The following is a 22,578-nucleotide window of genomic DNA, read 5'->3' as shown; positions in this document are numbered from 1 at the left end:
AAATGCAGTTTTATTCTCATTTTATTTATCATTAAGTGAATGTATGAACGCAGAATATATAAATTTAGTTGAACGTAAAAAGAAATTAGGGACAAATATTGGTGCTCTTGATTTTTTATTATCAATTCATAAGGAGAAAGTTGATCTTCAACATAAAAACTCGCCTTTAAAAGGTAATGATAACCTTATTCACAAAAGAATAAACGAATACGACAATGTACTTGAACTATCTAAGAATGTATCAGCTCAGAATTCTGACAATGAGTTTTCTTATTTATTGGGATATGCAGATTCTCTTAGAAAAGTTGGTATGTTGGATACTTATATTAAAATTGTTTGTTATCTAACAATTCAATCTCGTTATTTTAAAAATGGCGAACGAGTTAAGCTTTTTGAACATATAAGTAACGCTCTACGGTATTCAAGGAGTGATTTTCTCATTAATCTTATTTTTGAACGATATATCGAATATATAAAGCATCTAAAATTGTCGCCCAAACAAAAAGATTTTTATTTTTGTACGAAGTTTTCAAAATTTCATGATTATACTAAAAATGGATATAAATATTTAGTATTTGATAATCAAGCCGATGCAGGGTATGGCCTGACTTTATTATTAAATGCAAACGATGATATGCAAGATAGTTATAATCTACTCCCTGAGCAAGAACTTTTTATTTGTAATGCTGTAATAGATAATATGAATATTTATAGGAGTCAATTTAACAAATATCTACGAAAATACGATTTATCAGAAATAACTGATATATACCCAAATAAAATTATATTGCAAGGAATTAAGTTCGATAAGAAAAAAAATGTTTATGGAAAAGATCTTGTTAGTATAATAATGTCAGTATTCAATTCAGAAGATACTATTGCATACTCATTACATTCATTGTTGAATCAAACATATGAAAATATTGAAATTCTCGTGTGCGATGATTGTTCATCGGACAAAAGCCTTGAAATAATTAAGAGCATAGCTTATTCTGATTCAAGAGTGAAAGTATATAGCTCACGAAAAAACCAAGGCCCTTATAATATAAGAAATGAGCTAATAAAAAAAGCACACGGTAATTTTATCACCTTTCAAGATGCAGATGATCTTTCTCATCCGGAGAGAATACAAAGACAAGTTGAGGTTCTTCGCAATAATAAGGCTGTAATCTGTATGGCTAACTGGATCCGTGTTGCGTCAAATGGAAAAATTCAATTCTTCTATGATGATAAAGCCACAAGAATGTCTGTTGTATCGTCAATGATAAAAAAAGATATTTTTGCGACAGTTGGTGGCTATAGACAATCTTTAATTGGTGCAGATACGGAGTTTTATGAAACAGTAATAATGCGTTATGGGCGAGAAAGTATTGTAAGATTACTGCAGCCATTGATATTGGGGTTATGGGGAGACTCCGGACTTACCAGGAATAAAGGAACAGAAGCTCTACCTGATGGATATATATCACAATCTCGAAGAGAATATAGTGATATAGCGGCAAGACAACGAGTGTTAGGGAAAAGTATCGTAAGTGATAAAGATGTACGTGGTTTATTATCTCGCTATGGTTTGTTTAAAGATGTATCAGGAATAATTGAACAATAGTTTGTTATTCTATATATATTAAATTTTGGGGCTATATAAAATGTTCGGAACACTAAAAATAACTGTTTCAGGCGCTGGTTACGTTGGGCTTTCAAATGGAATTCTAATGGCTCAAAATCATGAAGTGGTTGCATTTGATACCCATCAAAAAAAAGTTGACTTACTTAATGATAAACTCTCTCCTATAGAGGATAAGGAAATTGAAAATTATCTTTCAACTAAAATACTTAATTTTCGCGCAACTACTAACAAATATGAAGCCTATAAAAATGCCAATTACGTTATTATTGCTACACCAACGAATTATGACCCAGGTTCAAATTACTTTGATACATCAAGCGTTGAAGCTGTCATTCGTGACGTAACGGAAATCAACCCAAACGCAATTATGGTGATTAAATCTACGGTCCCAGTAGGTTTCACAAAAACAATTAAAGAACATTTAGGTATTAATAATATTATCTTCTCTCCAGAATTTTTACGAGAAGGAAGAGCTCTATACGATAATCTCCATCCATCTCGCATTATTATCGGTGAACGTTCTGAACGGGCAGAACGTTTGGCAGTGTTATTTCAGGAAGGAGCGATTAAAAAAAATATACCCGTTTTATTTACAGATTCTACGGAAGCGGAAGCGATTAAGTTATTTTCAAATACTTATTTGGCTATGCGAGTTGCATTTTTTAATGAATTGGATAGTTACGCAGAAAGTTTTGGTCTGAATACGCGTCAGATTATTGACGGTGTTTGTTTGGATCCGCGCATTGGTAATTACTACAATAATCCTTCTTTTGGTTATGGTGGCTACTGTTTGCCAAAAGATACCAAGCAATTATTAGCCAACTATCAGTCTGTTCCGAATAAACTTATATCTGCAATTGTTGATGCTAACCGTACACGTAAGGACTTTATCACTAATGTTATTTTGAAACATAGACCACAAGTTGTGGGGGTTTATCGTTTGATTATGAAAAGTGGTTCAGATAATTTTAGAGATTCTTCTATTCTTGGTATTATAAAGCGTATCAAGGAAAAAGGCGTGAAAGTAATTATTTATGAGCCGCTTATTTCTGGAGATACATTCTTTAACTCACCTTTGGAACGGGAGCTGGCGATCTTTAAAGGGAAAGCTGATATTATTATCACTAACCGAATGTCAGAGGAGTTGAACGATGTGGTCGACAAAGTCTATAGTCGCGATTTGTTTAAATGTGACTAATGTATTGTTATATACTATTAACTATTAAGAGAAGGAAATGCATTATTTAATCCGTTAAAAATATGCCTCGTTGGTATGTTCTTTATTAATCCTCGATCGTAAAATAAGATGTTGGTTAAATTTCTTGCCCTGCTGTTGTGTTTATATCGAATTTTTCATAACTCTAATGTCAATTAGAATACTTGGCTTGTGCGTTGGAAATGTATATTATGTGATATATCCAAAGATATCTAATATATATTAGTAATATCTAAAATACTTTATCTTTTTACATCTAATAAAGGTATCATCCATCTGTTATGATTGATATAATGGAGATGTCGATTGTTGATAAGATGTTAATAATAAACCCCATTAATCTGCGTCCTCACCAATAAATACCACCGAAACTTCTTAAACAGTTTCATATCTGGTTTAAAATCGGCCTGCCAGAACTGGTGCAAATGCCCTTGATACGTCAAGCCTTTGATGTCGTACAGGGCATTGCCCATCACTTTGAGCGGTTTGTTATGAATCAGCGCAGAGATCCCCGCCGTACTGTTAATCGTCACCACCGCTTTAGCATGGCGTAATAATTCCGGCATCGGGAGGTCGTGCACATAAATGACTCGCTCACCTAAGCCATATTCCTTACTCAACCGCTTAATTAATGGTCGATAGAGTCTGTGACCACGATCCATCGGATGATGTTTGATCACCAAATAACTTTCTTTCGGCGCTTTACGCGAAAATGAGTACATGACTTCATTAATATAGTCACGCACATCGTTATAATTGCTGTGGTTACGAATCTGGCTATCGTTATATACCTGCAAAACGGCAAGATAATAACGTTGATCCAGCTCGTTCATTAACCTCGGTAATATCTTACGTTGTGTTACCTTGTAAAGTTGCTTGCGCCAGTATGCACGAACCCAGCAACGTGCTTCATACCAGGGGGAAAACGATTTGTGGTGGCGGTAGCGAGGGAACTCATGACGGTAATGCCAGCCCATCAGGTAATACCACATCGCATGGCCAATACGTTTCATTGTTGAAGGTGTTAAGTTATCAACATGCGGCGCAGGCATATCTGGTAACTTACGATAAAAATCCGGATCGCGCGGTAGCGATGAATATGCGTTCACTCCGCCTTCTTCAACGGTAATAAATTGCGGGCGTAAATATCCTTCTTCAAATGCCAGAAAGCGGATACCTTTCGACTTTGCCCAGCGTTTTGCTTCTTTATGCAATGGACGGCAGTCGCCAAAGCAGAGGATGGTGTCAAAGTCATATTGCCGGTGGAGATCTCGCAACCATCCGGGAAACTCTTTCGGTGTCTGGTAGTAAGCCAGATAATGCCGATGGCGGCAGTAAAAACGATCCCCGCCGTTGAATACTACATTCACAGCGTTACGACCTAATGACTCTAGCCACTCGGCAACATCACTGAAAAAGGGTCCCATTGGCCCCTGCAATAGCAGATATTTTTTACCGGATAATAAAACGGTTAGTGCATTACCTTGCATAAATAATTTGTGTAATAGTCAACTATGAAATTGTTTAGCCAAATCTGACCTTGCAGAACATAATTAATTTGCGGTAATAGCGTATTACTCGCCCCGCTTTTTTTCTGGTAATAAACATCGGCTTGCGCGGCGTCTGGATCAAAAATTCCGCCGCCTCTTCAACCGTAATAGGTTGTAGCCGTGTTGGGTGGATATAGGTTGGATAAACAATCAGCGCCTGATATAGCAGATCCGCTAACGTTAATTTTCGCTCGCGACGCGGGCAGCGATGTTCATCGACGGTTAAACCCCAACCGGCATAGAAGGGCAGGCCGTAACAATGTACGTGCTTGCCATGTAATAACGCTTCAAAACCCGACAGCGACGTCATGGTATGCACTTCATCTGCGCGTTGGATGCATTGAATAATATCTGCGTCCAGTGCCTGATAATCAGCAAGTTCAGCAGTCAGTTCTGCCGGAATATTGCCCTTGCGATTCCCCACCAGTACATCCGGGTGCGGTTTATAAATAATGTAGGCGTGCGGATTACGCTCGCGTACTGTGCGTAATAACTCAAGGTTGCTCTTAATCGAGACGGTGCCGGTTTTAATAGAGGCATCGTCCTCTACCTGACCCGGCACCAGGATAACTTTTTTACCTTTGGCTTCGGCTGGTAGAGAGAAATCGGCTCCCAGGTTGTACTTACTCAGTTTGCTTTCAACCAGTCGCTGGCGTAATTTTTCCGCTCGCATCTTCTGCGCCAGCGTTAGCTGGCTATGATTCAGCAGCACTTCCAGATCGCTGGGGCGTGTGGCGTCATAGTAAATACCGCGTTTATCCAGCACCAGCGATAGCGGCGGCAGCAGGTCAGAGCCAAGTCCGGATGAACGCAGAAAACCATCTTCCATTCGCCATAATGGCAGTGAGTTTCGCTGCGCTTCGGCTCGCCATTGTTGTTCCCCCTTTACACCCCATACCACGCAGGCGCTCGCCGCAGTACAGCGACGTGAAAAACTCAGCCGGTTTGTTGCCGTTCGCAAGAAAGGTTTCAGGATCGCCGACTTCCACAGCGTTAAGCCTGGCGCCCATAAATTGCCATTACGCTGTTGCAGATGTCGACGTTGTAATTGCAGCCATTGCAGCACGGTAAATAGATCGCTTACTGCTCCCGTTTGCGGATCGATATAGCGACAGTAACGCAGGTATGCAGCGGCAAAAAGTTCTTCCAGCGTGGCAGAACCGCGTCGGGCAGATAACAAAGCGGACTGCGGATGACGATCGTCCGTTAAGCCCCAGCCTGCATACCAGGGCTGACCGAAGCATGTCACCGGTTTTCCTGCCAGCAAGGCTTCAAAGCCGTACTGGGAGGTCACGACGTAAACCCGGGAAACGTGCCGCAACAGCGACTGCGGACTGACATTCTCCGCAATCAAACGTACTCGTTGCGTGGCGCGCAGATCGGCGAAATAACCTGTTTTCTTTCCTTCAAGTACATCTGGGTGCACCTTCACCCAAATTGTCGCTTGAGGATTTTCCGCAATCGCGGCCTCCAGCATGGCGGCAAACTCATTCGGACCCGCATTACCATACGTCACTGACATATCATTAAATGTCTGATCGACAACCAGAACGATGTCTGAATGTTTTGACTCATCAGCCACAAACGCAGGCGCCAGATTATATTTCGACAAATCTTCGGCCACGATGGTGTGCATCGCTTCTCTGGCCTGATCTGCCAATGCTGCATTTCCGGCTTTATCCTGTACCAGTTTCTCCAGCGCCGAAGGCTTGCTGGCATCGTAGTAAATGCCGCTATCATCCACCACCAGAGAAAGCGGCGGCGCGCCATTGACGCCAAGATCCAGCGAACGCACAAATCCATCTTCCAGACGGATGACCGGCTTTCCCGCTGCTTTGGCGATGGCGACTGGTTTCGCCGCGCTGGGGCGATGTCCCCACACGGCGATAGCATCAACTTCTTGCGGAACAGGGCGCAGCAGAGAAAGTTTCTGGCACGGTTGTGCCAGAAATTTCTCCAGATGCGGAATACGCCAGATGCCGGACGAGAAAATGCCAATCATGCGTTTTCAGCCAGTTCCTGTGCCATCAGGGCGCGTACTTTTTCAAGACATGCAGGGGTGTCAACGCCTGGACCGGTTGCAGCAACCTCAAACGTGCGAATGTTGATTCCCGCGTTCATTAACCGTAGCTGCTCCAGTGATTCCGCCTGCTCCGGCATGGACTCCGGTAACTGGCTGTAGTTTTTCAGCACATCGCGACGATAAGCGTAAATACCGACGTGTTTCAGATAGCGTGCTTTTTCAGCATTACGCGGATACGGAACCGGCGAACGGCTGAAATAAAGTGCATCATGGCGAGTATTCACAACCACTTTTACCGTGCTGGGTTCAGTCGCTTCTTCGGCAGAAATCGCGTGGCATAGCGTTGCCACCGGCAACGCGGGATCGTCACGCATTCCTTGCAGCAGCGTTTCTACATCCTGCGGGCGAATCATGGGTTCGTCGCCCTGCAGGTTAATGTAGATATCTGCCTCGACTTTATGCATCACTTCGACCAGCCGATCGGTGCCGGATTCATGATCGGTACGCGTCATGATGGCTTTCCCGCCAAACGCCTGCACGGCCTGTCCAACACGCTGATCGTCCGTTGCCACCCAAACTTCTGCGACGCCCGCAACCTGTAACGCACGCTCGTAAACATGCTGGATCATCGGTTTGCCAACAATATCGAGTAGCGGCTTACCCGGCAGGCGCGATGAGCCATAACGAGCCGGAATGACAATAACTGCTTTGCTCATTTCAACTCCTTACAAAGACAGAATCACTTTTGCACCCACCGCCAGCTGATAGAGGATGGTGGAAATACCACGGGTAACTTCAATGTTTTTCGATTCATACTTCGGCAGAACCATAATCTCATCGCCCGGCTTGAGTGAATCCACATCTTCCGCGTTGACGGCTGCACCGTTCTGACGAATGACGATAATTCTGGCGTTACCCGATTTCTGCGTCAGGCCACCACATTTCTCGATGTAATCCTCGGTGGTCATCCCCTTCTGCCAGCTCACCGCGTTCGGGAACAGCACCTCGCCATGAACCATAACCAGCGATGTTTTCTCCGGAATATTGATGACGTCGCCATCTTCCAGCAGAACAGAATCAATATTGGATTCGTTGAGGATCACTTCACCTTTCGGAACCACGGTGCGCGCTTTCGCCACAAAGCGGCTGATCAGTTGCGCTTCCTGCATTCGCAGGCTGGCTTCTTCTTTGGTGGAGGACTGGGCAGAAAGTGACGCTTCCTCCAGCTTTTGCAGCGAGAGATTCAGCATCTCTTTCTGACGCTGAGCCACTGATGGGCGATAAAGCTGAACCGCGTTCATCTGCGACATGCTGTTCGGACGGACTTTTTCCAGAACCGCACGCATGGTGGAACCATAAGGCAGCACCATAGCATGTTCACCGGAGTGCGCGCCTTCAACCCGCACCTGAATGGTGCCAGCATAGCGGTCAGTGCTCACAATTAAGGTATCGCCGTTCTGCAACATACGGCCTGGCGCAGAACTGATCGGATAGTATTCGCTACGTTTTTGCAGCCCCTGTTTACGCATAATCGTAATGTGCGTCGCGCCAGGTTTAGGGCGCGCCCAGCTCAATGCTTCCGTTACGGGAATGCTGCTTTCGCGGAACTCAAAGTCGTAGCTGTTAAAGACATCGCCCTGAACGCTGAACGTATGTTGACGAGGCCCAACGATGATAGTGTCACCATCGGCGAACTGCGAAAGCCCCAGTTTACCGTTCAGCAGGAAGTCATACAGGTTGACATTGGAGCGCACGCGGTTGCCGCGCTTGACCACAATATCAACGTAGCTCCCGCGCTCTGGATCAACGCCGCCAGCCTTGATCAGATAATTGAGTAACGAATCAGACGTCACGCCGCCGTACAGACCGGGATTACGTACAAAGCCGGTCACGTACACTTTTACTGGCTGCGCCTGTAATAAGGAGGCGTAGACGTTGACGTTGGATTGATACACTTCCTTTACTTTTGATGTAACCAGAGTGTTCAACTGGCTATTGCTAACCCCGGCAACTTTCACTGGACCAACGTTTGGCAGAAAAATATTGCCTTTAGGATCAATCTGTAATGCACCATCAAAGGTAAACGCACCCCATAAACGAACCTGAATGCTATCGCCCGGATTCAGAATATAGTCAGGGTTGAATCCCACTGTCGCACCGCTATCCGCGCTGGTGCCGTTGAAAAGTTGGGCACCAAACATACGGCTCATCACCACCGGCGGTGCTGGCGGTGGGGTATTGTCGAAGCCGCTCATGTTTTGCGTATCCGACTTCTGTCCGCTCAGAATACCGGGGAGTGGCGCTGCTCCTGTCAGGTTTGGGTCAGCGTTAATATCAATGGCCGCGCTGGCCTGCGCCGCGTGACAGGCGGCAATCAGTAAAATTGATTTAAATAATTTCATCACAAACTCATTCAGCGACAGCGTTAATCTCGGTGATCTTCAATAACAGCCAGCAACAGTTTCAGGGTGCCGAACAGCAGGCAGCACACCAGTAACCAACAGGCGATCAAATAAGGGATGTTTGGAAAAGACGATTCCTGCGGCAACTGTGGCGAACTGATAACCGACAGCACCTTGAGCTTACGAGCCGCTTCTACACGGGTCTTTTCAATGGAGGTCAGGGTCAGTTTGTACAGCTCGCTGTTGAACTCTACTTTTGATTTGATTTCTTCAAAATCCACTGCCATGCGGTTTAATTTGTCACCTTGTGGCGCCGTGATTTTGCTTTTTTCTTCGTCGATTTGTGCCTGCAATGACTGAATCGCGTTACGCGCACTTACCACTTGGGGAGCGTCTTCACGCAGATATGTCAGCAAGTTACGCAGATCTGCTTCCATCTGGATCTTCTGACCCATCAGCGTATTGACTAACGTACTCGCCGCCTCCGCCTGGGCTTGTGGATCCAGGACGTTGTTGCTGTCCTGATAAGAGAGCAGTTCCGCTTTGCTGGCATCCAGACGCTGGCGCGCTTTTTCCATCTCGCTTTCCGCAAAGGCAAGCTGATCGCGCGCAATGCGATGCGACATCTCATTGATAAAGCGTTCTGACTCTTTCAACACGGTCTGGTTAAATTTAAGCGCAAACTCCGGGCTAAAGCCCTGCGTCTGAATATTCAGCAATCCGGTCTTATCGTCATACGAAACGTTGATACGATCCTTGTAGTACTTGAGGAAGCCTTCTGCGGTTTCATCCTTGCTAAGATGATTAAGAAAATCGAGCCCGCTGTGGCTAAACGCTTCACGAAAATTCAGTTGCTTATCCAGCGCCGCCAGCATATCCGGCGAGTTGATGTACTCTTTCAGATACAACGCATCTTCAGCGGAACTGGGGTTAGAGGCACCCAGAAGCAGACCAAAATTCAGGCTGCCGCTGTTTAAATCATCTGAGCGTTTAATGGCGACTTTCGACTCGCTCATATAGCGAGGCTGGCTGAAAATAGCCAGATAGATCAGCAGCACCGCCATTGGTGCCAGAATGATGATTTTCGCCAGGTGTTTTTGGATATCTGCCAGTGAGATGGCAGACAGACGAGCACGCATCCAGGATACGGCAGACTTCACTTTTATCAACATGTAACGATTATCAAAGTTTCAGTGGGGCGCAAACTCAATGAGAGACTAACCTCTCGCACCCCGTTGCTTAATTAGTCGAAAATGCGCACAAGGCCAGTGACTTTATTTGCCTTGTTGGTCACCAATAACGTTGAGACGCGGTGTTTTTGCATTTTTTCTTCCGCTTCAATGATCATGGTGTCTTCCGGTAGCGTCAGCGGTTCACGCGTCATCATCTGCGCAGCCGTGGCGGATGTCAGAGAATCCTCTTTTTCCATAAAGCGACGCAGGTCACCGTCGGTGATAATGCCCGCCAGCCCGCCTTCTGCGTCTTCTACCATTACCATTCCCTGGCATCCGCTGGTGATACGTTGAATCACGGTTTTAAATGACGCATCCAGTTGCACCGCAGGAACATCATGCTGCATGACATCCGCAACGCGGGTCAGCAGGCGACGGCCTAATGAACCGCCCGGGTGATAACGTGCAAAATCATTTGGCATAAATTTGCGCTGATGGATCATGGCAATAGCCAGCGCATCGCCGATCGCCATGGTCAGCGTGGTGGACGTTGTTGGCGCAAGATTATTCGGGCAGGTTTCATTCGCCATGTGGAGTTCCAGCACGGCATCAGCATTTTTTGCCAGCGTGGAATTTCCATTATTGGTAATGGCGATAATTCGGTTGCCGAAATTTTTCAGTGAAGGAACCAGCTTGAGGATTTCATCCGTTTCACCGCTGGCGGAAATAAGGATCAGGAGATCGTAGGGCGTAATCATACCCAGATCGCCATGGAATGCTTCTGCCGGATGAATAAAGAAACTCGGTGTACCGGTAGAGGCCAGCGTCGCTGACATTTTACGACCGACATGCCCTGATTTACCCATTCCCGAAAGAATAACGTGTCCTTTACAGTTCATTATCAAATTAAGGACACGCTGGTACTGCCCGGAATCCAGTTGTTTAGACAAGTTTTGTAATGCTGCGCCTTGTTCTGCCAGGGGCTGGCGAACAGAGGTAATTAAATATGGATCGATAGTACTACTCTGGTCATCAGGTAAATGTCTTTCAGACATATCAGCTCCTTTGCACGGAAATAATGCCACAGTCACAACAAACCCGAACCAACAATAAATTATTGATATTAAATCAATGGGTTATAACGAAATATTTTTATGAATATAAAACCATGGTCAGCCCATGCGCTTATGCAGGGCTTATCACCTTCTTATTAAGTCGCAATGTCTCATGGGAGTGCGAAGATGCTGCAATATTACAGGCGAGAAGGGGGAACCAAATTTTGCCCACCTATTTAACACACCCCTACATTATGAACAAGGAATTTAGGATTTTTATCATTTATTAAAATGTTTCGCGCTTAACTATTAAGTCAAAAACAATTTAGCAATTGATTGTTTCTTTGTAAAAAAAGAACGTATGGCACTGTTATCAATGAATAAAACACGTCAGCAATGGCGATGATGTTTTGTGATTAACTATTTAAACCGGACATAATAAACAGATTGACAATTTCCCTGTAAAGCAGAAGAAAATAATAAAATTTTAGCGGTGACTATTAAATGACATGATAGTTATGGCGTTGATTATTTCTGGTAATTGATGCGGAATTAAGCCAGGCAGGATTGAATTTTGGCTATATCTATTTTTCAGGAGATTATTGCTAAATAAAAAATAACGATGGTGATTATCATTGATTGAGCTGGAGCCGCATATGCCAGCGAGTACTTACGTCCGTAGCCTTCCTTAACTTCAGAGAAAGAGCCGATGGAAGAACAATCATCAGGCTCTTTTTGAGTTATACGTGCCGGTAAGGAGATGCCTTGTATGAAGGCGTTGCCGACAACCACCAGTCCACTCCAGACTCAGAGTGGTTTATTAATCGCGTCGTAAAGATGGTTCAACGTTTTCAGGCGCTGCTTGTATGCTTTTGTCAGGCAGGTGGTATCGCCACCACACTGGCGACGTTCAGCCAGCCATAGTACCTGTGAGTCATGTAGCTCTCCGGCGGCTCCCATCGCGTAAAGCCCATGAAGAAATTGATACTTAACGCTCATCTCCACATCCAAATCGTTCAGGCTATGTGATGAACAAATTGCTTTTTCATCCGCACTGCGGGACTGCCGACAGTCAAAACTGGCTGCCGTGGCGGAGAAAGCAGGGAGAGTGATGATGAGAAATGCGGTAAGAATATTTTTCACTGGCCGATCTCCCCGGAACGAATAACGGGCCCCGGAGCCATGGTCAGGGTTTTATTTCTCAACAGCCTGAATCCCATCGCCTCTCCGGTTTTCACTGACAGTTCACAGGCGAAGTGAAAAGTCGTCCAGTTAATCCCTCTACGGTACTGACCATTACCTGTCAGCAGTGCAGGTGAGACCAGACGCTGCATATTATGTTTTCCCTGATCAAAAATAACCTTATCTACGTCGGTGTACCGCTTCTGTAGCTCTTTCAGAGCGAGTGGTCGGCAAATAAATTCAGCCACACGTTGAGCTTCTGTCCAGTTGGTATAGACAAAATTACGATCATCTTTCCCTTTTACCTCGTGATTAATGACGTTATTCAGATGTTCTACCTGGGCAGGGTTCAACGTGACGTTCGCGGCAAATGCAAATCCGGTATACATACAGGATATTGCGGTAATTATAACCAAACGTTTAAAACTCATAAATACTCCGTTACGCATAAGTTTCTACATTTACTGTGCAATGACAATGTAAGATCCAGGAATAATTAACATGCTGCGCTGCATCAATTTTTTATGGTTAATCAGGTCGTTCGGGTGTAGGCCTGAATATGCTGTAATGCAAATTTCAGCTTGCCTAAAATAAAATCTCTTTTCCGATATTGAGACCTGTGGATACGGGTATGACCTGATTGTCGGACAAGAATTTAATGTCAGTACACGGCGAATACTTATGAATTACTTAGGCAACATGGGCATAACTATCAGATAACAGTATCTGTGGCATAGGTGCGGGTAAGTCAGTGTTTTGCACTATGTATAACCTGTCTATTAACAGATGCTGTGGTAAATAAAAAACAAAATAACATAATAAAAATATAATTAGGAATATTTATAAGGACGTTTTTAATTAATTGATATAGCTGCGATTGTTTTTATTGTCAGGCAATTTTCCCATTATTTTTTATTCTCAATATGTTGATCTGCATTGCTTTTTTCATTTCCGCATTGCCTTAGTATCGAGTTAATGAAGTATTGTGATTAATTTGACTTTAATTGAATTACGAGAGGGAACTATGAGTGACAGCTTCCAGCGGGAGATACCGAAGGCCCGTATTAATCTGAAATTAGATCTGCACACCGGGGGAGCAAGTAAGAAAACAGAATTACCCCTGAAGTTACTGGTTGCGGGTGATTTTAGTAATGGTCAGGAATCCGCGCCATTATCTGAACGTAAAAAAGTTAATCTTAACAAAAATAATTTTGATGCGGTTCTTTCTGAATATTCCCCAAAAGTAAATCTTATCGTTAATAACACACTTGCTGATGACGGTAGTGAAGACAGCATCAGGTTGACATTCCAGAGCATAAAGGATTTCTCCCCGGAACAGGTCTCCCGACAAATACCACAGCTAAAAGCCATGCTTTCCATGCGTAATTTACTTCGTGATTTAAAAGCGAACCTTCTGGATAACCAGACTTTCCGTAAAGAACTGGAAAACATTTTGCTGGACCCGGCATTAAGTGCAGAACTCAGAGCAGAACTATCAGCTCTGGCACCTAAACAGCCGTAACGGTCACGATGATTTAACGGATTAATAAGGAAAATGTTGATGTCTGTAAAAAATGAGAATGCTGGTGGCGAGAGTGTGGTGCTTGAACGTCCTGCTGCTGCTGGAGTTTATGCTTCCCTGTTTGAAAAAATTAATCTCAGCCCGGTATCTGAGCTGAGTTCTCTGGATATCTGGCAGGACGCACAGGCGATGTCGGATGCCACTGCGGATGAACGTTTAACGGCCGGGATGCAGGTATTCCTGGAGTGTCTGACAAAATCGGGATCGAAAGTCGAAAAGCTCGACAAAAATCTGATTGACCACCATATCGCTGAACTGGATTTCCAGATCAGCCGTCAGCTTGATGCCGTTATGCATCATGAAGACTTTCAGGCGGTAGAAAGTCTGTGGCGCGGCGTGAAATCGCTGGTCGATAAAACAGATTTCCGCCAGAACGTGAAAATTGAACTGCTGGATATATCTAAAGAAGACCTGCGTCAGGACTTTGAAGATAGCCCGGAAATTATCCAGAGTGGTTTGTACAAACATACCTACATTGATGAGTACGACACGCCGGGTGGCGAGCCGATTGCCGCGCTGATTTCCGCTTATGAGTTTGATGCATCTGCGCAGGACGTGGCGCTGATGCGTAATTTATCAAAAGTGTCCGCAGCGGCTCATATGCCATTTATCGGTTCTGCAGGTCCGAAATTTTTCCTGAAAGAGTCAATGGAAGACGTTGCGGCCATCAAAGATATCGGTAACTACTTTGACCGCGCCGAGTACATTAAATGGAAAAGTTTCAGGGATACGGACGATTCCCGTTATCTGGGGCTGGTTATGCCACGCGTGCTGGGTCGCCTGCCGTATGGCCCGGACACTGTACCGGTGCGTAGTTTTAATTATGTTGAAGAGGTGAAAGGCCCGGATCACGATAAATACCTGTGGACCAATGCCACCTTTGCTTTTGCGGCCAACATGGTGAAAAGCTTCATCAATAACGGTTGGTGTGTACAAATCCGTGGTCCACAGGCGGGTGGTGCGGTGCAGGATCTGCCAATTCACCTGTATGATCTTGGCACCGGTAACCAGGTAAAAATCCCCTCAGAGGTGATGATCCCGGAAACCCGCGAGTTCGAGTTCGCGAATCTTGGTTTCATTCCCCTGTCGTACTACAAAAATCGCGATTATGCGTGTTTCTTCTCGGCGAACTCCACGCAAAAACCCGCTCTTTACGATACTGCGGATGCCACTGCCAACAGCCGCATCAATGCGCGTCTGCCTTACATCTTCCTGCTGTCGCGCATCGCTCATTACCTGAAGCTGATTCAACGTGAAAACATTGGCACCACCAAGGATCGCCGGTTGCTGGAACTGGAGCTTAACACCTGGGTTCGTGGTCTTGTGACTGAAATGACCGACCCGGGCGATGAGTTGCAGGCATCTCACCCGCTGCGTGATGCGAAAGTTGTGGTGGAAGACATTGATGATAATCCGGGCTTCTTCCGCGTGAAACTCTACGCTGTACCGCACTTTCAGGTGGAAGGGATGGACATCAATCTCTCACTGGTTTCCCAGATGCCGAAAGCCAAGTCGTAAGGCGAGGGGAAATCAGGGATGAAAATTTTTCGCCCACTTTGGGAGGATGGGGCCGCGCTGGCCCCACAACAGTTCCAGCAGCAGGCTCGCTGGGACGAACATATTGCCGACACTGTTGCAGGAATGGGAATTTCCCATCCCTGGGGCGTGGTGAATGCTGAATTCGATACCGCAGCCCTTGTATTGTCACGCCTGAATGCTACCCGTCTGGTGGTACGTTTTCAGGACGGCACGATGGTTGATACTGACCTGGCGGATAATCTTCCACCGGTCTGTGATTTATCCGTCGCAAACGGCTCTGAGGTTGTTGAAGTCGTTGTGGCGCTGCCGTTGCTGAGTGCCAGTGGTGGCAATCTGGATAATGGTCAGGACAGTGAGCGCCCGCGTCGCTGGAAATCAGAACGCGTAGTGGTTCAGGAGCTTGCCGGGCATGAAAGTGGTGAACTGGCCATTTTGCGTAATGCCGTCACGCTTCGTTTATCTACGCAGGAAAATACCGCTTACCTGACCTGTCCGGTGGCTCGTCTGGCACGTAATGCGCAGGGACAGTGGAATCGTGATCCGTCTTTTATCCCACCGATGCTCTCGATTGCGGCAAGCCCTTTGCTTGTGGCTGAACTGAGCGATCTGTTGGTTCGTCTGCAGGCACGACGTAAGCGTCTGATGGCGATGCGTCGCGAAAGCAACGAGCGTCTGGCCGATTTTGCGGTGGCTGATGTTTCTCTGTTCTGGCTACTCAATGCCCTGAATAGCGCCGAGCCCGTGCTGACCGAACTGATGCAGACTCCGGGACGTCACCCGGAGTTGCTCTACCGTGAATTGACCCGCCTGGCAGGCAGCCTGCTGACGTTTTCACTGGAGCACGATGCCAGTGATATTCCTGTTTATCAGCATGATACGCCTGAACGAGTGTTCCCGCCGTTGCTGGCTCTGCTCGATAAATTGCTGGAAGCCAGTCTGCCCTCCCGGGTTATCAGTATTCAACTGGATCATGCCGATCAGTTCTGGAAAGGATCGCTGCATGATGCCCGCTTGCGTGAAGGAGCTGATTTCTATCTTTCCGTTCGCTCCTCCATGCCGAATCACGAACTGCAAGTGAAATTCCCGCAGCTTTGTAAGGCGGGCAGTCTCGATGACGTTTCAGATGTCGTGAACGTGGCGCTGAGTGGCATGGTTATAAAACCACTCAGCCATGTGCCTGCGGCGATCCCTCTGCGCCTTGAAAACCAGTTCTTCTCTCTGGATCTGAGTACCGATGCGGCGCGGGTGATGCTGGAGGCGGGTAGCTGTACCTTTTACACCCCGTGCTCACTGGGGGAGGTGAAACTTGAACTGTTTGCGGTGCTACGCGCATGAATAATTCCAGTCTCAGCCAGATTGAACAGATTTTCTATCCAGGCTGGTTGATGGCCAGCCAGCTACGCGGCGGGCAAGAAGTTCGGGACGGGGAAGGGCTTTATCGCCGGGCCTGTCGTTTGGTTCAGGATGCGCGCAAATCGCTTTCGGATGCGGGCTACAGTGATAGCAGCCAGGAGCACATGGTATACGCGCTGTGCGCCTTGCTGGATGAAAGCGTTCTCAATCGCGGCACTTCTGACGATGGTTATCTGGCCTGGCGCCGTGATCCGCTGCAGGCGCATTTCTTCGGTACTTTGAACGCAGGTGAGGTGTTATGGGAGCGTATCCGCAACCTGCTGAAAGAGTCCGCACCGGATATGGCCGTGCTGACCTGTATGTACCGTACTCTACAACTGGGATTTGTTGGACAGTACCGGGCGCAGAACGACGAACGTCGTGAAGACGTGGTGCGTGCGCTGGGGGAACGAGTGCCCGCTTTTACGCTTGCTCAGGATGCGCCGATTGTCGCCAGGGTATCCAGTCTGCGCAGCGGTCGCCGACTGTACTGGCTTTCCTGGATTATCGGGGCGGCAGTACTGGCTGCGCTGTGGTACTTCTTCTCTTCCTCCCTCACCGAACTGGTGAGTCAGACGGTCAGGCCGGGGTAAAGGATGCGTGATGTTTACCGGAGTCTGTTAACCGTCCTGGCGGGCGTACTGGCACTGTGGCTTATCCTGGGATTCTGGTCACCGTCGGTCGGGAGCCGTGTGGCATTCAGCCTGCTGATTATTTCGGTCTGTGGGGGAATGCTCTGGCGTCAGTATCGGACATCACTGATACGGGCACCGGCGCTCAGGGATATTGTGGGTGAGTCTCTGCCACCGGAAGATTTTCAGGGGGCAGTCATTCTGGTGTGTGGCGATAACAGCGCATTATTTGCTGAGGGGGCACGGCATCGTGAAACCCGTCAGGGCTGGTATCTGTGGGTAAAAGATGCAGAGCAGTTGCCATTGTTGGCTCAACACCTGAGTCAGATTCGTTCGGCTCTGGTGTCACAGATCTCGATATTGTTGGCTATCTTACCTGAACGCCACACCTCGGATGCGGAGTTAACCCAGAGTCTGCGTGGCTGGCAGCGTGCTGTTGCGCAATGCTATATCTCACCTGGTCAACTCCCGCCGCAGTGGATCGTTATCTGGCTGTCACCGCCAGTCGCTTGTGTTGATGCTGAGCCGGTCTGGTTTACTACTGTCAGCCAACGGGCAGGACTCCAGGTATATCAACCCGGTCAGGGGAATTTGTCACTGACCGACTGGGCTCAAGAAACAACTTCGGGTGAGTGGCTGTCCCGCCTGAGCCAGGTGCTATGGCTGGACAGTGGACTTGCCTGGCTGAATACCGCAGTTAACAGTCTGCTGTCGGAGCGTCAGGGAGAACTGCCAGCTCTGAAGCCCTGTATACAAGGGCTGTGCATGGCTCCCGTGAGCGGTCTCGCCGGGAACCTCTGGCAACAACATATTGCCTCTGTTACTGCGCTGCCGCCTGATACGGTGGAGAGCGGTGAGCTTTTGCCGTTACCTGAGCTGCTGCTGTCGGCGCTGCCGCGTCGTCGTGGCGTCAGTCGTCGGATGGTGTTCTGGCGCTATGCCGGGCTGCTGGGGGGCATTTTTCTTGCACTGGCGATGCTGGCGTCCTGGGTTAACAACCAGCGTCTGATCCGCAATGTCGGCGGCCATCTTGCCTTATACCACCGTCTCTCCGACACCCCTCTCACGCCTAAACTCCAGGCACAGCAGCGTCTGCGCGCTGATGGCGCACTGCTGGAGGACTGGCAGCGGCGCGGTGAACCTCTGCGTTATCGCCTCGGGTTGTATCAGGGGGGGCGTCTGATACCTGCTGTTGAAGCCGCCGTGAATGACCTGCAGCTACCACCATCACTATCACCGTCACCGCAGACGGTTATCAAAAAAATCGTACAGGAGCCGAAGACTATCCGCCTTGACAGCATGTCGCTGTTCGATTCCGGCAAATCGGCGCTGAAAGCCGGGTCCACCAAAATGCTGGTTAATTCGCTGGTGGGCGTCAAGGCAAGGCCTGGCTGGCTGATTGTGGTCGCCGGTCACACAGATAACACCGGCAACGCACAACGAAATCAGACGCTTTCTCAGAAACGTGCCGAAGCGGTGCGCGACTGGATGCATGACACCGGTGACGTGCCGGAAAGCTGTTTTGCGGTGCAGGGCTATGGTGCAAGTCGCCCGCTCGCAACCAATGACACCCCGGAAGGCCGTGCGCTAAACCGCCGTGTCGAAATCAGTCTGGTATCGCAGGCTAATGCTTGTCAGATACCGGGTCACACCCTGGCGTCATCGCAAGATGATGGCGCATCACAACATAATAGAGAGTAATTCCATGGCAATTCCTGTTTATCTTTGGCTGAAGGACGATGGCGGCGCGGACATCAAAGGGTCTGTGGACGTTCAGGATCGTGAAGGCAGCATCGAAGTGGTGGCTCAGGAACACAACCTGTACATCCCGACCGATAACAACACAGGCAAGCTGACCGGCACCCGAATCCACACTCCGTTCCTGTTTACCAAGGAAATCGATTCCTCCAGCCCATACCTGTACAAGGCGGTGACCACCGGACAGACCCTCAAGTCTGCAGAATTCAAGTGGTACAAAATTAACGATGCGGGTCAGGAGGTCGAGTACTTCAACACCAAACTTGAGAACGTGAAAGTGGTGAAGGTGAACCCTGTAATGCACGACATCAAAGATCCTTCTTTCGAGAAGCACAACCACCTTGAGCAGATCGAACTGCGCTACGAAAAAATCACCTGGACCTACAAAGACGGCAACATCATTCATTCCGATTCATGGAACGAACGCGCGACCGCGTAAGTCACGAGCGGACAGAGCTTTTCTGTCCGCTTTTTCGTTTTTGCTGAACGTCTGAAGTCAACGGGCTTTCAGCAAAGAACCCACAATCTGCCAGCCTGACCGTATGCGCTCTGGTCTCCTTCCTGGGAAACAGCGAGGGGCGGTAGCGTGTCCAGGAACCGACAAAGAGAGAAACTCATGGAAAATCCAGCCATCCTGCTGCGACGTCTGAACCCTTACTGTGCCCGTGCGATGGAAGGGGCGGCTTCGCTCTGCCAGACCCGTGCGCATACGGAAATTCTGCCGGAGCACTGGCTGCTGAAATTGCTGGAGCAGGGCGAGGGCGATCTCACTGTGCTGGCTCGTCGCTACGAGTGGGACATGGACAGCCTCTGGCAGGATTTGCTTGGCTGGCTCGACAAACAACCGCGCTCAGTGCGCTGTCGTCCGCAGCTTTCAGAAAACATCCAGACGCTGATGCAAGAAGCCTGGCTGATTGCCTCACTGGCGGGTGAGACGCAGATCCGAAGTCATCACCTGATGATGGCTCTGGTTGATAAACAGAACCTGGTGCGTTGCGATGGTCTGTGGCCGTTATTGACCCTGGGCCTGAGTCAGTTGGAACGCCTGCGCCCGTTACTGGATGCTCAGTCAGACGAGCGTCCTGAAGTGCAGCAGGAAGCGGAACTGGCGTTTGTTGGAAGTCCCGTTGTCGCGGAGATAAAAGAGGGAGAACTCAGCCCGGCACTGCAAAACGTGCTGGATAAGTTTACCCTCGACGTCACTGCCAAAGCCCGCGAAGGCAAAATCGATCCGGTATTTGGGCGTGATACTGAAATCCGCCAGATGGTGGATATTCTTTCTCGCCGCCGAAAAAACAACCCGATTCTGGTCGGTGAGCCGGGTGTCGGTAAAACGGCACTGGTAGAAGGGCTGGCGCTCAGAATCGCTGAAGGCAATGTGCCGGAGTCGCTCAAACCTGTCGTGCTACGCACTCTTGATCTTGGTCTGCTGCAGGCAGGAGCGGGTGTGAAGGGGGAATTTGAACAGCGTCTGAAAAACGTGATTGATGCAGTGCAGCAGTCACCAGTACCAGTTTTGCTGTTTATCGATGAAGCGCACACCATCATCGGCGCGGGTAACCAGGCTGGTGGTGCGGATGCCGCCAACCTGTTGAAACCGGCACTGGCGCGTGGTGAATTACGAACCATCGCCGCTACAACCTGGTCTGAATACAAACAATTTTTCGAACGCGATGCCGCACTTGAGCGCCGCTTTCAGATGGTGAAAGTGGACGAGCCCGACGATGACACCGCCTGCCTGATGCTGCGTGGCCTGAAATCTCGCTACGCCGGACACCATAATGTGCATATCACCGACGATGCGGTTCGCGCTGCCGTTACGCTTTCCCGACGTTATCTCACCGGTCGCCAACTACCGGACAAAGCCGTTGACCTGCTCGACACCGCAAGCGCCCGTGTGCGCATGAGTCTCGACACCGTGCCTGAACAACTGATCCGTATCCGCTCCCGGATCACCGCTCTTGAAATGGAGAGGCAGGCACTACAGGAAGACATGGCTGTCGGTAATCAAAACTACGGTGAACGCCTGACGGCAATAGAACAGGAAAAGAACACTTTCAGCGTTGAACTCAACGAACTGGAAACCCGGTACGATCAGGAGCTGAAACTTACCGAACAACTGCTGGAAAGCCGCCAGGACATTTCCCGTCAGAGTAAAACGTACTCCCTGCAACAGGAGTTGAACGGTATGCAGCACAGCAACCCGTTACTTTCAGTCGATGTGGATGTGCGTACCGTTGCTACCGTGATTGCTGACTGGACGGGCGTCCCGCTGTCGTCGCTGATGAAAGACGAGCAGACCGAACTGCTGACGCTGGAAAACGAAATCGGCAAACGCGTAGTCGGGCAGAATGCGGCGCTTGAAGCCATCTCCCGGCGACTGCGTGCCGCGAAAACAGGCCTCACATCTGAGAATGGCCCACAGGGTGTGTTCCTGCTGGTTGGCCCAAGTGGTGTAGGGAAAACCGAAACGGCGCTGGCGCTGGCTGACGTCATGTACGGCGGTGAAAAATCACTGATTACTATCAACCTGTCCGAGTATCAGGAGCCGCACACCGTCTCCCAACTGAAAGGCTCTCCTCCGGGCTACGTCGGCTACGGGCAGGGGGGCATCCTCACCGAAGCGGTGCGCAAGCGCCCGTACAGCGTGGTGCTGCTCGATGAAGTCGAAAAAGCGCATCGTGATGTGATGAATCTGTTCTATCAGGTTTTTGATCGGGGCTTTATGCGCGATGGCGAAGGCCGTGAAATCGATTTTCGCAATACGGTCATTCTGATGACCTCAAACCTTGGCAGCGACTATGTGATGCAGTTGCTTGATGAACAGCCTGATGCCAGTGAAGGCGACCTGCACGAACTGCTGCGCCCGATCCTGCGCGAACACTTCCAGCCTGCGCTGCTTGCCCGCTTCCAGACAGTGATTTATCGCCCGCTAACGGAAGCGGCGATGCGTGCCATCGTGGCAATGAAACTCTTGCAGGTCAGCACGCGTTTGCATCGTCACTATGGCCTGACCACATATGTTGACGAGAGTCTGTATGACGCTTTGACCAGTGCCTGCCTGCTACCGGACACCGGTGCGCGCAATATCGACAACCTGCTCAACCAGCAAATTTTGCCGGTACTGAGTCAGCAACTGCTGGTTCATATGGCGGCGAAACAAAAGCCGGTTTCGCTGACGCTGGGCTGGAATGATGATGAAGGGATTGGACTGGAGTTTAAACCGGGCTAAAGGAGCTAAGTGATTATCCGATGGAACAGCAGGCACAGATTATTGCTGATAATTTTGTACTGCAAAAATTTGGGTATTTTGAAATGAGACTGTTGCTATTAAAGGTCATTATTAGTGCCGTTGGGCTGGAGCCATAATCACTCTTTTTCTTACCGACTGAGTCCCTTATTTAATCCCGCAACCTGCCCGCCGGTAACAGCGTCATGGACAACGGGT

The 22,578-nt window shown here is 48.3% G+C and carries 18 protein-coding genes; 9 read left to right on the top strand and 9 right to left on the bottom strand.

The genetic code is table 11. The features are described from left to right. Positions 1-43 precede the first annotated feature (43 nt). Both kfiC and kfiD read left to right on the top strand, forming a co-directional pair. Complete coding sequence (gene kfiC, locus HEM79_RS13775) at positions 44-1,606, top strand: K5 polysaccharide biosynthesis glycosyltransferase KfiC (RefSeq protein ID WP_176241635.1); 1,563 nt, start codon at positions 44-46, stop codon at positions 1,604-1,606. Between the two features lie 40 nt (positions 1,607-1,646). Continuing rightward, entirely contained in the window at positions 1,647-2,825 is a 1,179-nt protein-coding gene (gene kfiD, locus HEM79_RS13770) for a K5 polysaccharide biosynthesis UDP-glucose dehydrogenase KfiD (RefSeq protein WP_176241636.1), read from the top strand. A 338-nt stretch (positions 2,826-3,163) separates the two neighbouring features. On the opposite strand, the gene HEM79_RS13765 is transcribed toward kfiD, so the two are convergent. The 9 genes from HEM79_RS13765 to HEM79_RS13725 all read right to left on the bottom strand — a co-directional run bounded on the left by HEM79_RS13765 (position 3,164) and on the right by HEM79_RS13725 (position 12,658). Further along, positions 3,164-4,333 (bottom strand): capsule biosynthesis protein, encoded by a 1,170-nt coding sequence (locus HEM79_RS13765; protein WP_176241637.1) that lies wholly within the window; start codon positions 4,331-4,333, stop codon positions 3,164-3,166. Between the two features lie 34 nt (positions 4,334-4,367). Then, complete coding sequence (locus tag HEM79_RS13760) at positions 4,368-6,395, bottom strand: capsular polysaccharide biosynthesis protein (protein ID WP_176241638.1); 2,028 nt, start codon at positions 6,393-6,395, stop codon at positions 4,368-4,370. Continuing rightward, the gene (gene kdsB / locus HEM79_RS13755) at positions 6,392-7,132 is read right to left on the bottom strand and encodes a 3-deoxy-manno-octulosonate cytidylyltransferase (RefSeq protein WP_176241639.1); all 741 of its coding nucleotides are present in this window, start codon (positions 7,130-7,132) and stop codon (positions 6,392-6,394) included. Before kdsB ends, HEM79_RS13760 begins: the two co-directional genes overlap by 4 nt. A gap of 9 nt (positions 7,133-7,141) precedes the next feature. After that, positions 7,142-8,818 (bottom strand): polysaccharide biosynthesis/export family protein, encoded by a 1,677-nt coding sequence (locus HEM79_RS13750; RefSeq protein WP_010348153.1) that lies wholly within the window; start codon positions 8,816-8,818, stop codon positions 7,142-7,144. A gap of 23 nt (positions 8,819-8,841) precedes the next feature. Next, entirely contained in the window at positions 8,842-9,990 is a 1,149-nt protein-coding gene (locus HEM79_RS13745) for a capsule polysaccharide export inner-membrane protein kpsE (protein ID WP_000905918.1), read from the bottom strand. Between the two features lie 71 nt (positions 9,991-10,061). Beyond that, the gene (locus tag HEM79_RS13740) at positions 10,062-11,045 is read right to left on the bottom strand and encodes a KpsF/GutQ family sugar-phosphate isomerase (protein WP_176241640.1); all 984 of its coding nucleotides are present in this window, start codon (positions 11,043-11,045) and stop codon (positions 10,062-10,064) included. Positions 11,046-11,636: 591 nt separating this feature from the next. Further along, entirely contained in the window at positions 11,637-11,837 is a 201-nt protein-coding gene (locus HEM79_RS13735; protein WP_176241641.1) for a hypothetical protein, read from the bottom strand. A 15-nt stretch (positions 11,838-11,852) separates the two neighbouring features. Continuing rightward, positions 11,853-12,188: a lysozyme inhibitor LprI family protein gene (locus HEM79_RS13730; RefSeq protein ID WP_000789901.1), complete on the bottom strand. Its 336-nt coding sequence runs from the start codon at positions 12,186-12,188 to the stop codon at positions 11,853-11,855. Beyond that, positions 12,185-12,658 carry a hypothetical protein gene (locus tag HEM79_RS13725; RefSeq protein ID WP_016159831.1) on the bottom strand — a complete coding sequence of 158 codons (474 nt, stop codon included), beginning with the start codon at positions 12,656-12,658 and terminating at the stop codon, positions 12,185-12,187. The genes HEM79_RS13730 and HEM79_RS13725 overlap by 4 nt, the downstream gene beginning before the upstream one ends. Positions 12,659-13,251: 593 nt before the next feature. Between HEM79_RS13725 and tssB the strand changes: the two genes are divergently transcribed. The 7 genes from tssB to tssH all read left to right on the top strand — a co-directional run bounded on the left by tssB (position 13,252) and on the right by tssH (position 22,362). Next, the gene (gene tssB, locus HEM79_RS13720; RefSeq protein ID WP_001283990.1) at positions 13,252-13,749 is read left to right on the top strand and encodes a type VI secretion system contractile sheath small subunit; all 498 of its coding nucleotides are present in this window, start codon (positions 13,252-13,254) and stop codon (positions 13,747-13,749) included. Positions 13,750-13,782: 33 nt separating this feature from the next. Continuing rightward, positions 13,783-15,327 carry a type VI secretion system contractile sheath large subunit gene (tssC, locus tag HEM79_RS13715; RefSeq protein WP_000930189.1) on the top strand — a complete coding sequence of 515 codons (1,545 nt, stop codon included), beginning with the start codon at positions 13,783-13,785 and terminating at the stop codon, positions 15,325-15,327. Between the two features lie 18 nt (positions 15,328-15,345). Continuing rightward, positions 15,346-16,683, top strand: a complete 1,338-nt coding sequence (tssK, locus tag HEM79_RS13710; RefSeq protein WP_176241642.1) for a type VI secretion system baseplate subunit TssK — start codon at positions 15,346-15,348, stop codon at positions 16,681-16,683. Next, the gene (gene tssL, locus HEM79_RS13705; RefSeq protein ID WP_176241643.1) at positions 16,680-17,333 is read left to right on the top strand and encodes a type VI secretion system protein TssL, short form; all 654 of its coding nucleotides are present in this window, start codon (positions 16,680-16,682) and stop codon (positions 17,331-17,333) included. Before tssK ends, tssL begins: the two co-directional genes overlap by 4 nt. 3 nt (positions 17,334-17,336) lie before the next feature. Then, complete coding sequence (locus tag HEM79_RS13700) at positions 17,337-19,073, top strand: OmpA family protein (protein WP_176241644.1); 1,737 nt, start codon at positions 17,337-17,339, stop codon at positions 19,071-19,073. Positions 19,074-19,077: 4 nt separating this feature from the next. Next, complete coding sequence (gene hcp / locus HEM79_RS13695; protein WP_001007319.1) at positions 19,078-19,569, top strand: type VI secretion system effector Hcp; 492 nt, start codon at positions 19,078-19,080, stop codon at positions 19,567-19,569. Between the two features lie 177 nt (positions 19,570-19,746). Next, entirely contained in the window at positions 19,747-22,362 is a 2,616-nt protein-coding gene (gene tssH, locus HEM79_RS13690; protein WP_176241645.1) for a type VI secretion system ATPase TssH, read from the top strand. The last annotated feature ends 216 nt before the right edge of the window (positions 22,363-22,578 follow it).

The organism is Escherichia sp. 93.0816, assembly GCF_013368855.2.
Lineage (GTDB): Bacteria > Pseudomonadota > Gammaproteobacteria > Enterobacterales > Enterobacteriaceae > Escherichia > Escherichia ruysiae.
Note: the sequence above shows the minus strand (reverse complement) of the source record. Positions and strands in the feature narration are given on the sequence as shown.